The organism is Gemmatimonas sp., from assembly GCF_036405635.1.
GTDB lineage: Bacteria > Gemmatimonadota > Gemmatimonadetes > Gemmatimonadales > Gemmatimonadaceae > Gemmatimonas.
Map to the genome: position 1 here is coordinate 1 of NZ_DASWXE010000183.1, position 13,175 is coordinate 13,175.

Consider the following 13,175-nt stretch of genomic DNA (forward strand, 5'->3'; position numbering starts at 1 on the left):
AAGGCGGCCAATCCCATCGCACCCATGATGCGCTGTTCCTTGCTCACGGCCGGCGACATGATGAATGCACCGGCCACGAGGCCAACGCCGGTCACCACCACCAGCAGCACCAACAGCTTGAGCGTCTGCACAATCGTGGACCACACCGACGCGCGCCGGGCGCGGTCGGGGATGGCGCGCATGTTGCTGGCCGATCGTGTGGCAATCGTTTGCAGGGCCATGATCAGGCCACCTGATCGCGCAGAGGCTTGAGCTCCACACGCAGCTTGCTCAGCGCCTTGCTGCGAATCTGCGACACACGCGATTCGGTCAGCTCGAGCACCTTCGCGATCTCGTGCAGCTTGAGCTCTTCGAAGTAATACAGGGACAGCACCACACGTTCCTGCTCCTTGAGCCGGAGGATCGCATCCTTGAGATGGGACACCTCCTGCTCGTGCGTGAGGCTGTCTTCCACACCACTCTCTTCACCCGATGTCAGCACTTCGGCCGGCACCGGCGTGGTGTTTTCCCGCTCGCCCGGGGCCCGGTCCAGTGGGATGTGGTGTGCGCCCTCCACATCGGCCTGCCAGCGCCACAGCGTTTCAAGATCCACGCCAAGCTGTTCGGCCAGTTCCCGGTCTTCCGGGGCTCGGCCACTCACCCGCTGGAACGCTTCGCGCGCCGCCGTGATCTCGCGGGTCTTGCGACGGATGGAGCGGGGGACGTGATCCTGCTTGCGCAGTTCGTCGAGAATGGCGCCGCGGATGCGGGGCGCTGCAAAGGTGCTGAAGGCCAGACCGCGCGAGGCATCGAACCCCTCGAGCGCCGTCATGAGACCAATCGTTCCGGCGCTCACCAGCTCATCGAAGTCGGCGCGAACCGCCAACGTCCGCGAGACCTGCCGAGCCACATGGTGTACGAGGCCAAGATGCTCTTCGAGCAGACGGTCGCGGGCAGACTGATTACCTGCCTGATACGACTGCCAGAGCTTGTTGTTCATGGCGACGGATCCCTGGGAAGGTGCGAGGGGCACGATCAAACACCGGTACGAGAAAGGGGGCGGACAGTCAACGCGCGCGTCACGACGTCGTGCGCAGCGACCGCTGCTGGTGATCCCGCTGCTGCTTCTGCAAAGGCCATGCCTTTGCGCAGCGCAGCATCGAGCGTCGGATCAGCAGGAATTGCACCAGCGAGGCGCAACGAAAGACCAAGGAACTGACGGGTACCGGCGTCGATGGCGTCGAAGCAGCGGGCTGCCTCGCTCCCTTCCAGCCGGTTGACGAGCAGCTCCACGGGAAGGGCACCGTGGCGGGTCGCCACGGCCTTGCAGAGCGCGTACGTCGAGGCAAGACCAACCGGGTCGGCACCGGCAGCAATCGCCATCAGTCGCTCGCCCGTGTGTGGCGTGATCGCTGCAAACACCGATTCGAGTCGGGAGCCACAGTCAATCACGACCAGATCCATCCCTTCAGAGAGGGCACTCACCCGGCGCAGGCAGGCTTTCCGTTCCGCGCTGGTCAGTTGTGGTGCGCCTTCACCGGCAAGACGTGCCGCACCGCCGGCCACCAGCGTGAGCGTCTTGCTCACCGGGGTGGCCACATCGGCCGGCGACACACGACCACCACGCAAGTCCTGCCAGCTGGCCCGCGGTGTCACACCCAGGGTCATCGCCAAGGGGCCGACAAAGTCGTCCGCGTCGATCAGCAGTACACGATGTCCTTCGCCGGCTGCCGCCACGGCGAGCAACGCCGAGACAAGGGTGGTGCCCGATCCGCCACGACCGCTCGCGCAGAGCAGTGTCGTGGGGCCGATGGCATCACCGCTGCCGGTGCGCCGCGCCGCATACGCCGCACTACCGGCCAGTCCATCGGCCTGCGTGCGGTTGGGCGAGCCCAGCGACATGAGCGAAAGACTCATGCGGGCATCCAATCCGGTTCGGCATCCGCACCAAGGCCGAGACTGCGCAGCAGGCGCTGCACACCGGGCTTGAGATCGGCCGGCACATCCTGACCGTCCGCGATCCAACGCGTCGGCATTTCCAGCGACAGCGCGAGATCCGTCACGCCCGTCTCGCGTGGTACTTCATCGAGTTTCGACAACAACAAGTGCGTCGTGCCGCAGTGGGCGCGCGTGCCGCGATACGCTCGGCCGATATCCACGGCCAGGTCCGCGCGCAGCGACGCAGGAATCACGAGGTGCACCTCATCGGGGGCGATTGTATCCAGCAGTGAACGCCACCGCTCCGTGAGCTCAGCGCTCGCCGGGCTGCGGCCCGGGGTATCCACGATCACCACATCACAGGTCTGCGACAGGCGCTTCATCGCCGCATCCACTTCCTTCTCGTCATACACCACTTCGAACGGCACATCGGCCAGCTCGGCGTACGTCGCCAGCTGCTCCATGCCACCCACCCGATACGTGTCGATGGTGAGCAGACCCGGACGCGCAGCGCCGAACATGCCGCGACGCACCGCAAGCTTGGCCGCCGTCGTCGTCTTGCCGGCACCGGTGGGACCCACCAGCGCGATGCAGTACGGACGTCCGTCCACCTTGCGGAGCTTCGGCGGCAGTGGCGCCGGCTCGAGACGCGCGCGCACACGATCGATGGTCGAACCCGCCGCGGCGAGCACTTCCACCATCGGCACGCCGTCATCGCGCACGGTGCGCGTGTGCATGATCATCACGTCGTCGCCGAGCAGGCGACGTGCGCGCTCGGAAACACGGGAGAGATCGGCGCCGCGGAAGCGTTCCATCGGCGTGTGATACGAGGTGCGGTTATCAGCCATTCGACATCTCCCAGGTGGCCACGCTGCTGAGCGTGATCTGAGCAGGCAGTTCAGCGAGTGAGACCACCGGCAGGCTCGGAAGAACTGGCTCGATGAGGCGCCGCACGCCCACGCGCAACGACGGCGGGGTGATGAGCGGCAAGGGACGGCCATCCACGGCGTACGTGGTGGCGAGATGATTGAGATCGCGCAGCATACCGGCCAACGACTCCGGTGTGAGCATCGGCGCGTTCGGCTGCGACGAGCGTGGCGAGAACAGCCCGACCAGTGCCGATTCCAGTCGGCCACCGATCGTGATGCCACGCACCGTGCCCGTCTGATCGGCGAACAGACGCGCGATGACGTTGGTGAGGGCACGGCGCGCCACTTCGGTGAGCGCTTCGGGATCGCGCGTGGATTCCGCGCCATCGCCCAACGCTTCGAGAATCGTGACCAGGTCGCGAATCGGCACACGCTCGCGCAGCAGGCGCTGCAGCACACGATGCAGCACGCTGAGCGACACCTTGCCCGGGATGATTTCCTCCACGAGCGCGGGGTGCGACTTCTTGAGCGTCTCCACCATTTCCTGCACTTCCTGGCGGCCGAGCAGTTCGGAGGCGCTGCCCTTCAGCGTTTCGAGCAGGTGCGTGGCCACGACCGTGGTCGGCTCCACCACCACATAACCCAGTGCTTCGGCTTCGGTACGACGGGCCGACGCAACCCAGCGCGCCGGCATGCCAAACGACGGATCCACTGTTTCCATGCCGTCGATCTCGGCCACCACGCTGCCCGTGTTGAGCGCCATCAGGAAGCGCGGCAGCACTTCGGCGCGCGCCACTTCGGAGCCGCGCAGCTTGATGACGTACTCGTTGGCCGGCAGACGTATGTCGTCGCGAATGCGAATGGCCGGAATCAGGATGCCCAGTTCGAGGGCGGCCTGCTTGCGCAGCAGCGAGATGCGCTCGAGCAGGTCACCACCCTGGCTTTCGTCGATGAGCGGGATGAGCGCGTAGCCCACTTCGAGTTCGATCGGATCGATCTGCAGCAGGTCGCGCATCGGATCGGGCGGCGGCGGCAGTTCTTCCACTTCCACCGGCGCGCTGATCGTCGCGAGCTCGAGGCGACGCGTCTCGGCCTTGGTGGCCGTGCGGGCCAGCGCGGCGGCGCCTGCGGCCATCGCGATGAACGGGAACATCGGCAGCCCGGGGATCAGCGCAAACGAACCGAGCACACCGGCGGCTATCCACATCGCGCGCGGGTGATTGCCGAGCTGCTTGCCCAGCACCGCGCCCATCTTGTCGTTGTTCGTGGCGGCCGTGACCATGAGGCCGGCCGCGGTGCTGATGATCAGCGCGGGCACCTGCGTGACCAGACCATCACCCACCGTGAGGATGGTGTAGGTGCTGGCCGCCTTGCCGATCTCCATGCCGCGCTGGATGACACCGATGAAGATGCCGCCCACGATGTTGACAACGACGACGAGGATGCCGAGGATCGCGTCGCCCTTCACGTACTTGGAGGCACCGTCCATCGCGCCGTAGAAGTCGGCGGTGCGCGCGATCTCGTCGCGGCGCGAGCGGGCTTCCTTTTCGTCGATCAGGCCAGCGGACAGATCGGCGTCGATCGCCATCTGCTTGCCGGGCATCGCATCAAGGGTGAAGCGCGCGGCCACTTCCGCGATGCGCCCGGCACCCTTGGTGATGACGATGAAATTGATGCCGGTCAGGATCAGGAAGATCACGATGCCGACGGCATAGTTGCCGCCAATGACGAACTGACCGAAGGCTTCAATGACCTTGCCTGCGTGCGCTTCGGAGAGAATCAGACGTGTGGACGACACGTTGAGTCCCATGCGGAACAGCGTCAGCAGGAGCAGCAGCGCGGGGAAGCTGCTGAAGTCGAGCGGGTTGGTGGTCTGCAGCGAGACCAGCAGCACCACCAGCGACAACCCGATGCTCGCCGCGAGGCAGAGATCGAGCAGCACGGGCGGCAGCGGAACCACGATGAGGGCGATGACCAGCACCACCACCAGGGCAATGGCGATTTCCGCCTTCTTTGCCCCGGCAGAATTTGCCGGAATCGGGAGCGTAGCGCTGGTCATATATCACTCACTATGCAGCGACCGTGCCACGCCATTTCTTGCCGTAGCGCTCCTGCTGTCGCATGACGAAGGCGAGCACTTCGGCCACCGCCAGGTACATCTCCACCGGGATCACGGTGCCCACTTTGGCCACCTTGATGAGGGCCCGGGCGAGCGGCTTGTTCTCGATGACCGGCACCCCGTGCTGGAAGGCCAGTTCCTTGATGCGCTGGGCGATCTTGCGCTCGCCGAGGGCCACGACGTACGGGGCTGGGGCGACGTTCGGGTCGTACTTGATGGCGATCGCGATGTGCACCGGGTTCACGATGATCACATCGGCCTTGGGCACGGCGGCAAACATCTGCCGACGGATGCGCTCGCGGGCGATCGCCCGACGGCGACCCTTCACTTCCGGATTGCCTTCCTGCGACTTGTGCTCTTCCTTGACCTCTTGCTTGGTCATCTTGAGGTCTTCCATGGTCTTCCAGCGCTGGTAGCCGTAGTCGGCGACCGCGAGGACCAGGAACATCATGCCGGCATTCTTGATCAGTCCGAAGCCGTACTTCCGCACGACTTCCACGATCGCCATCGGTGAGGCATTGAGCGCCAGCGCCTGAATGTCGGGCCAGGCGTCGGCGATCGTGATGTACACGGCGTATCCGACGATGGTCATCTTGAGCAGCGCCTTGGCGAGCTCGACAATGGATTGCTTGCCGAGGATGCGCCCGACGTTGCTCATCGGATTGAGGCGCTCGAACTTTGGCTCGAGGGTTTTGGTGGTGAGCAGGCCACCGGTCTGCGCGGCCTGAATGGCGATGGCGATGACGCTCATGGCGGCCGTCGCGCCGAGCATGGCGACGATGGTGCGGAAACTGACCACCTGAAGCCACGGGATCAGTCCGTCGCCCATGCGTTCACTGTTGCCAGCAGTGCCCAATGCTGTCCCCATGGTGTCCAGCAAGAAGCGCCAGAGTTGGGGCCCAGTAAAGGAGAACACCATCAGGAAGCCGAGGAGGAAAGCGGCGGTGGCGAACTCAGGGCTCTTGGCGATCTGCCCCTTCTCACGCGCTTCCTCCAGTCGTTTGCCAGTGGCTTCTTCTGTTTTTTCGCCGCCGGATTCCGCTTCAGCCATGGAAGATCAGCGCCTCCCCGCCGGCGCAGGGGGCGTGGCAGGCGTCTTCTGGACCGCTGTCACGCGAGCCGCTCGCGCAAAAGAATCGAGGGTCTGACCGTATGGCGTCGTCCATTCGCCGAGGGCGTGGACGATGAGGCCGATGGAACCGGCGAAGGTGAGCAGGCCGATCCCGATCTGCAGCGGGAACGCCAGGCTCATGATCTGCAGCTGCGGAGCCGCTCGGCCCAGAATGGCGAGGGCGATGTTGGTGACCAGAATGGCCGCGATGACGGGGGCGGCGAACTGCAATCCGGTGGAGAAGATGGTGCTGCCGGCCTTGGTGAGGGCCATGAACCCGGCCTGCATATCGATGGGCGCGCCGAGCGGCAGAACCGTGAAGCTCTTGGCCACCGCCTCGAGCATGACGATGTGGCCACCACCGATCAGGAGGATGGTGACGGCCATCAACTGCATGAATGAGCCGAAGATGGCGCCTTGCGTATTGTTTACTGGGTCGAAGATGGCGGCACCGGACAGACCGATCGTGGTCGTCATCAGTTCACCGGCAAACTCTGCGCCGGCCACGACGACCGCGGCGGCGAATCCAAACGCAAAGCCGATGGCCGTTTCGGCCAGGAAGGTGGCCGGGGTGATGGCCAGCGTGGTGCTGTCGGTGGTGGCAAGCGCCGTGGGGAGCAGCAGCACCGCGAAGAGCACCAGCATGGCGGTGCGCAGCTTCATGGGCACGCTCTTGGCGGACCACGCCGGCGCGACGAGCAGCAGTCCACCGATGCGCAGCGCGGTCAGCACGAGGGCCGTCGCGACGCCGGGGGCGAAGAAGTCGGGCAGGCCGAAGATCAGATTCGGCCCGAGGGCGGTGCTCGGATTCACCGGAGGCGTGAGCCTGCGCGCGTGCTCAGCCGACCATCGCGGGAATGCCGCGAATGATCTGGGTGGTGAACTTGATCATGATCTGCATCAGCCAGGGCAGGCCGACGATGAACGCGCCGCCCACGAGGATGAGCTTGGGCACGAACACCAATGTCTGTTCCTGGATCTGGGTGACAGACTGGATGATGGCGATGATCAGACCGACCCCGAGCGCCAGCAGCAGCAGCGGCGCGGAGATCATGAGCGCGGTCATGATCGCGTCGCGGGTCAGGTCAATGACGATCTGATGGGACAAGGCGGTGGCCTGGGTTCGGGGGAACGCGGAGTTGGCGATGTAGGTGAAAGCAAGGGAGAGGCCAGAAAACGGTTTGGGGTTTCGAGTTCGTAAGTGGTTTGAAGAAAACAACTTAGGTATTGTGTGGTGAGTGGCGGGTTACGGGGTGGCGCGGCAGAAAATGCCGAGTGCCTGAGGTGCGCTTGGTGCCATCAGAGGACCCGGCAGGAATTGCAGGGGCGCGGAGTTCTGCATTGACAGGGACCGGGATGGCCGACCATGGGGGCATTGTGATGGCGTGCATTTGCCCGACGCGGCGAGGGCAATGGGGAGGAGAATCGGTACGCGGCGAGGATGGAGGGCCGCCTTGGCGCGTGGCACCTGATGAGAACGCCAACACCATCCGTGTCGAAAACGACGCCGTAAGCCTCGTGGGCGTCCGCGTGGTGGGAGGGCGCGACTACTCGGCGCGGCACCGTTCGTGCTGGCGCAGTGCGTAATGCGGATCTCAGTGGACGGGATCATCCTGCCGCCACTCACACACATCGATCAGGTCGTGCCGAAGGATGTGTATGGCATCGAGGTCTACTACGGACCCGCGCGCATGCCACCGGAGCTCGAAGGCATGCGCACAGACAATTGGTGTGGACTCATTGCGATCTGGACGCGGGATCGGTAGCGAGCGATCACGGAACGCGCTGCATTGGCTTAGGCGGAAATTGGTTGTGGGGATCCGGGTGATAGGCCATACGCTGCAGGTTGTGGGATGCTCCCGCGCGCGAACGCCAGCCACCTCCCAGTACCTACCACTCACAGCCTCCAACCAAGCCCCCTACAACCACCAACCTCGCAGTTCCCCGTCGCTCACTTGAAGCTCTGCACCAAACTCGTGATGGTGAGACTCCATCCATCCACCAGCACAAACAGCAGCAGCTTGAAAGGCAATGAAATCATCGCCGGCGGCAGCATGAACATACCCATACTCATGAGCACCGAAGCCACCACCGCGTCAATGATGATGAACGGCAGGTAGATCGCGAAGCCGATCTGGAACGCCGTACGCAGTTCGCTCGCCACGAAGGCCGACATCAGCACGTGGAGCGGCACATCGTCCACCGTGTTCGGCTGCGGCATCCGGCTCAGCTTCACGAACGTCTCCACATCCGACTTGCGCGTCTGCTTGAGCATGAACGTGCGCAGCGGCTGCACACCGGTCTTCATCATCTCCACCTGCGTCATCTGCCCGTCCATCCACGGCGTGATCGCGGTGCGATTCACTTCGCTCAGCGTGGGGCCCATGACGAAGCCCGTCAGCAACAGGGCCATGCCGGCCAGCAGGTGACCCGGGGGCGCACTCTGCGTGCCCATGGCCTGCTTGAGGAAGTGCAGCACGATGAGGATACGGGTAAAGCCCGTCATCATCAGCAGCAGCGTGGGCAGGAGCGTGAGCAGCCCCATCATCACCACGATGCCCACGGTGCCATTCAGGCGCAGACCGCCATCTTCACCATTGCCACCAAGCTGCACATCCATCTGCGGCATCATGCGCATGATGGCATCGTCGGCCGCGATGGGCGCCGGCGTGGCGGCGGTGGCCTTGTTGTTCGGTTCCTGAGTCGGCGTCGTGACCATCTGCGACATCGGACGCGGCGCGGATGTGCCACGATTCGTCGTGGCGGCACCGTTGCCTTCGCGCGGCGGCTGCGCCGTCGCGGTACCGGTCTGCGCCTTGGCCGTCGCGTTGGTCACACCACCGCGCACGCTCGACGACGCACGGGCATTGCGACGATCGGCCGGCACGAGCGGCGGCGCGTCCAGTGTGCGCGGAGCCGCGGGCGGCTGCAGCGATGGTGTGGCCGCCGCGGCGGCGGGACGCGCTGTCTGCGCAGCAGTGCCGGCACCCGTGGCACCAATCACCGGTGCTTGCGGGGCAACCGGCGGCTGCACGACCGGAGTCTGTCCACCCTGGGAAGCACCCTGCGTGCCCGTCTGCGCAGCCTGCGCCTGCAACGACGGGGCTGCCACGAGAATCATCGCCACCGCGAACACCACCAACCGCGTGGCGCCGCTCAGCGACACGTTGAGCATGCTGCGAAAATCGCGATCGGCGGCGCTGGTGTTCGCCAGGACCATACCGCCGGCGCGCGGGCCGTAGGTGTTGATCACACCGGCGCTCGTCGTCGCCGGCGCCGTGAGAAAACGCGGCACTTCAGCCGGCTCCGCCAGCGAGAACGGCATCGGCGCGGCCGCTGCCACGACGACCGGTGCAACCATTGCCACAGCTGGTGTTTCCACCACGGCGGCGACGCCCGGGATCGGCGCCATCAGCGGTTCGTTCTTGATCGCGCGGCCCAGCATCGTGCCAAACGTCCCCGCGAAGCTCGCCGCCGACTTGGGCGCAAAGGCTGCCGTGGCTTCCGCGCTCGAGATCTGCAACTGCGGCACAGTGCTCGTCGCGATCACACGCTGGCGATCGGCTTCATCCAGTTCGAACAGCTGACGCACACCACCTTCACCCACGCTCAGCGCCATCACCTTCTCACCCACACGCACCACGGCCAGTCCCGTCTTGGGGCCCAGCTGCACGCGCTGCACCACTTCCACCGGCACGCGCGAGCGGGGACGCAGCGCACCCGTGCCCCAGCGCTTGAGCGCATAGACGCACAGTGCGCCCAGGCCCAGCACAAAAGCGAGTGCAGCGACAACGCCCAGTCCGGCGATCAGCATCGGTAGAGTCAGTGGTCAGTAAGAGGGAAGCGCGAAACTCAGGTGGTCGGCGGAACGGTGTCGGTCATCATCATCTCGGTCATGATCGGCTCTGCCGCTCAGGCGGCGTTGACAGCGGCCGCGGAGGCCGGGTTGGCCAGCACGCGCGTGATGCGCACGCCGAAGTGTTCGCCGAGCACCACCACTTCGCCTTCCGCGAAGCGACGGTCGCCGACATAGATGTCGATCGGTTCACCGGCCAGGCGATCCAGCTGGATCACCGAGCCACGACCGAGGCGCAGAATTTCCTGCACGGTCATGCTGGTGCGGCCCAGTTCGATCGAGACCGGCAGCGTCAGGTCGAGCAGCATGCCGATCGGCACTTCAGTGGTGCCCAGCATCGTCTGCTCGAAGTCGGTGAGCTGCGGTGCGCGGGCCTGAGGCGCCGCAGTCACCGTCTCTTCCTTGAGCGACGAGATCGGTTGCCCGGCGGCCTTGGCCGCCTGGGCACTGGCAACGAGGGCGTCGATTTCGGCGGGGTTCATGCGGAGGTCCGGGAGTCAGAGGTCGGAGCGGAGGGCAGCGCATCGACGATGCGCACCGCGAGATTGCCGTTCACACGGCCGGCGTTACCGATGAAGCGTTCCTGCGTGCCGGCGCGGATGATCACGCGGGCGTCCTTCGGGATGGCCGTCGGGATGACACTCCCTTCGGTGATCTGCGCGAGATCGCGCATCGAGAGCTGGAAGTCGGGCAGGCGCGCGGTGAGCGGCACCTTGGTGGCGCGCAGGGCGGCTTCACTGCGCTGCCGGGTGAGTTCGCGCTCCTGTTCATTCGTGCTGAGCAGCGCGAGACGCTGCTGGCCGCTCGACGTGAAGAACTTGTCGAGCACCGAGAACGGGAGGCACAACAACAGCAGGCTGCTCACGCTGCCTGTGTTCACTTCCACGTTGGCCACCAGCACCGGATCTTCGCGGTTCACCACCTGGAGGATTTCCGGCGACGACTCGAAGCCCGTGATGTTGAGATCCATCAGCACATGGTCCTGCCAGATCTCCTGCAGCAGGCCCGTGATCTTGTCGGCCACATTGCGCACTGCCATGCGTTCGATCGGCGTGAGGGCGCGCGTGAGCGCCGAGCCCGTGCCTTCGCCGCCGAACAGGCGATCTACGATGTAGGTGCTGAACTCCGGACCCACGTCGATGACGCCTTTCTGACCCGTGCCCGCGATGTCGAAGATGTACGACGAGCAGGGCATCGGCAGCGACAGCGTGAACTCGCCGAACGAGAACTGCTCCACGCTCTGCAGGCGCACTTCGATCTGGCCGCGCACACGGGAGATGAGCCACGCTTCGAGCCCCTTCACGAGACGCTCGTACATCGCTTCGAGCGTGCGCAGGCGCTCCTTGGAGACGCGGTGCGGACGACGGAAGTCGTACACCTGTACATCGAGCCCAGCGGCGGCAGGCATGCTGCGCGCGGCGCCTCCCAGGAGGCGGTCGATGTCGGTCTGACTGAGGGTTTCCGAGGTCATCGGTGGAGGCGGTCGGAGGCGATCGCGCGGATTACTGCACGACGAACTGCGGGAAGTAGAGGCGCTTCACGGACTGCTTGCCGAAGCGGCCATCGACCGCCGCCTGCAACTCCGTCTTGAACTGCTCGCGCTTCGAGATATCCGTCAGTTCGTCCACCGTCTTCGTGCCCAACGCCGTCAGGATGATGTCGCGAAGCTCGGCGTCACGCGCCTTGAACTGCTCGAGGGCCGTCGGCTTGCCGGCTTCGATGGCCACTGACAGCAGAAGGAAGCGGCTACCACCGCTGCCCGCGGGGTTGAGCACCAGATTTTCGAGGAGCAGCACGGACGCCGCACCGCCCCCTTCCTTGCCTTCGGGCGCTGCATGCTCGCCTTCTGCGGCCGGCGCTTCACCATGTTCGGCAGCTGGCGCTTCGGCGTCGCTCTCGGCGTGGGCCACCGCGACGATGGGCGTCGCCTTGCCCATCTTCTTGGCAACCATCGGACCGAGGACGGCGGCACCCGTGCCACCACCAACGGCGAGGCCCACCGCCACCATGCCGATCAGGATCGGCAGTTTGGGCTTGGACGGGGCGGCTTCGGCTTGGGGCTGTTCGCTGGACATAGAAATGGCGGAAGAAGTGATTTCGACGCCATACGGAAAAGCAGTCTCCGTGCCAGTAGCTCTGTGGGCGGACGGTGAAGTCTTAAGTCGTTGTTTTTCAACGCTTTGTGTCGCGATTAACGCGACGGGGCAAATTCTGCCCCCGCATCGGGGCCCGGCAAATACGGGCGATCCCGGCAATTTCCGGCAGAAAGTGCCGGGACATTCATAGCGAACTCTACAATTCTGATGGCGGCCGCCGCCCCGCAGATCCGGTGGCGGCGGCTACCCATCAGTCTGCCATCAGCGCACTTAGCGCTTGATGGTCATCAGTTCCTGGAGCATTTCGTCCGACGTACTGACCACCTTGCCGTTCGCCTGGAAGCCGCGCTGGGCCACGATCATGTTCGTGAACTCCTGCGCCAGGTCGACGTTGGACATTTCCAGCGCGCCGCTGGTGAGCTGCGACTGCGAGCCTTCCAGCGCAAAGCCGAGCACGGCGCCGCCGGAGTTGGCCGACTCCTGGTACATGTTGTCGCCGATACGGAGCAGGCCGCTCGGGTTGTTGAAGTCGGCCAGTACGATGCGGGCGAGCGGCGACGTCGTGCCGTTCGTGAAGAAGCCCGTGATCAGGCCGAACCGGTCGATCGAGAAGTTCTGCAGCGTGCCGGCCGTGTAGCCGTTCTGGTCACGCAGCACGGCCGTCGACGACGTCGAGGCGAACTGCGTCAGGCCGTTCACACCACCGCCCAGCGTGAGGTCGATGCGCACCGGGTTCGCGCCCGGCACGGCGAAGTTCAGCGATGCCGTGATGTTGGTGTTGAGCAGACCCGCGTTGTCGAACGTGAACGTGCCGCTGTTCTCGCTCGCCGTGGCCGAGTCGGGGCTCATGAAGTAGCCGATCTTGATCTGCGAGTTCACCGGCATGTTGGCCGTGAACTGCACCGCCGGCGGCGGGCCGGCCGAGAACGTGTAGTCGCCCGGGTTGTTGTATTCCACGCCCGTCGCGCTGTACACACGCACGTTGTCCGGCAGGATCTCGTAACCCGAGGGCGGCGTCGGCAGCGGGATGTCACTCGGCGGCGAGTTGCCGTCGGTCTCGACATCGAACGTCTGCGCCGACGCGATGGGATCAATGCGCCAGTCCCACGAGTTCGGACCCGTCTTCCACATCTGGATCTTCACGTCGTGCTTCGTACCCTGCGAATCGAACACACCAATCTGCGTTTCCGACCACGCCTTCTGGTTG

14 protein-coding genes are annotated in these 13,175 nt (G+C 65.0%); 1 reads left to right on the top strand and 13 read right to left on the bottom strand.

The features are described 5' to 3' along the window. From VGE27_RS14445 to VGE27_RS14480, 8 genes are all read right to left on the bottom strand, one after another. Positions 1 to 221, bottom strand: a 221-nt coding sequence (locus tag VGE27_RS14445; RefSeq protein WP_331050372.1) for a hypothetical protein, incomplete at its 3' end; no start/stop codon positions are given. 2 nt (positions 222 to 223) lie between these two features. Beyond that, positions 224 to 979 carry a FliA/WhiG family RNA polymerase sigma factor gene (locus VGE27_RS14450; protein WP_331050373.1) on the bottom strand — a complete coding sequence of 252 codons (756 nt, stop codon included), beginning with the start codon at positions 977 to 979 and terminating at the stop codon, positions 224 to 226. Positions 980 to 1,014: 35 nt separating this feature from the next. Beyond that, positions 1,015 to 1,896, bottom strand: a complete 882-nt coding sequence (locus VGE27_RS14455) for a MinD/ParA family ATP-binding protein (protein WP_331050374.1) — start codon at positions 1,894 to 1,896, stop codon at positions 1,015 to 1,017. Beyond that, entirely contained in the window at positions 1,893 to 2,765 is an 873-nt protein-coding gene (locus VGE27_RS14460) for a hypothetical protein (protein WP_331050375.1), read from the bottom strand. Before VGE27_RS14460 ends, VGE27_RS14455 begins: the two co-directional genes overlap by 4 nt. Further along, positions 2,758 to 4,845 (bottom strand): flagellar biosynthesis protein FlhA, encoded by a 2,088-nt coding sequence (flhA, locus tag VGE27_RS14465; RefSeq protein ID WP_331050376.1) that lies wholly within the window; start codon positions 4,843 to 4,845, stop codon positions 2,758 to 2,760. Before flhA ends, VGE27_RS14460 begins: the two co-directional genes overlap by 8 nt. Positions 4,846 to 4,855: 10 nt before the next feature. Continuing rightward, entirely contained in the window at positions 4,856 to 5,956 is a 1,101-nt protein-coding gene (locus VGE27_RS14470; protein ID WP_331050377.1) for an EscU/YscU/HrcU family type III secretion system export apparatus switch protein, read from the bottom strand. A 6-nt stretch (positions 5,957 to 5,962) separates the two neighbouring features. After that, the gene (locus VGE27_RS14475; RefSeq protein WP_331050378.1) at positions 5,963 to 6,829 is read right to left on the bottom strand and encodes a flagellar biosynthetic protein FliR; all 867 of its coding nucleotides are present in this window, start codon (positions 6,827 to 6,829) and stop codon (positions 5,963 to 5,965) included. A 25-nt stretch (positions 6,830 to 6,854) separates the two neighbouring features. Continuing rightward, entirely contained in the window at positions 6,855 to 7,235 is a 381-nt protein-coding gene (locus VGE27_RS14480; protein ID WP_331050379.1) for a flagellar biosynthetic protein FliQ, read from the bottom strand. A 367-nt stretch (positions 7,236 to 7,602) separates the two neighbouring features. Between VGE27_RS14480 and VGE27_RS14485 the strand changes: the two genes are divergently transcribed. Then, the gene (locus VGE27_RS14485; RefSeq protein WP_331050380.1) at positions 7,603 to 7,782 is read left to right on the top strand and encodes a hypothetical protein; all 180 of its coding nucleotides are present in this window, start codon (positions 7,603 to 7,605) and stop codon (positions 7,780 to 7,782) included. A 185-nt stretch (positions 7,783 to 7,967) separates the two neighbouring features. On the opposite strand, the gene fliP is transcribed toward VGE27_RS14485, so the two are convergent. From fliP to VGE27_RS14510, 5 genes are all read right to left on the bottom strand, one after another. Continuing rightward, positions 7,968 to 9,830, bottom strand: coding sequence for a flagellar type III secretion system pore protein FliP (fliP, locus tag VGE27_RS14490; RefSeq protein ID WP_331050381.1), 1,863 nt, complete (start codon positions 9,828 to 9,830; stop codon positions 7,968 to 7,970). A 98-nt stretch (positions 9,831 to 9,928) separates the two neighbouring features. Continuing rightward, positions 9,929 to 10,354 (bottom strand): flagellar motor switch protein FliN, encoded by a 426-nt coding sequence (gene fliN / locus VGE27_RS14495; protein WP_331050382.1) that lies wholly within the window; start codon positions 10,352 to 10,354, stop codon positions 9,929 to 9,931. After that, a complete protein-coding gene (locus VGE27_RS14500; protein ID WP_331050383.1) occupies positions 10,351 to 11,343 on the bottom strand; it encodes a flagellar motor switch protein FliM in 993 nt (330 codons plus the stop codon). Before VGE27_RS14500 ends, fliN begins: the two co-directional genes overlap by 4 nt. A gap of 31 nt (positions 11,344 to 11,374) precedes the next feature. Further along, positions 11,375 to 11,947 (bottom strand): flagellar basal body-associated FliL family protein, encoded by a 573-nt coding sequence (locus VGE27_RS14505; RefSeq protein ID WP_331050384.1) that lies wholly within the window; start codon positions 11,945 to 11,947, stop codon positions 11,375 to 11,377. A gap of 291 nt (positions 11,948 to 12,238) precedes the next feature. Then, the coding region (locus VGE27_RS14510; protein WP_331050385.1) for a flagellar hook-basal body complex protein at positions 12,239 to 13,175 on the bottom strand (937 nt) is incomplete at its 5' end.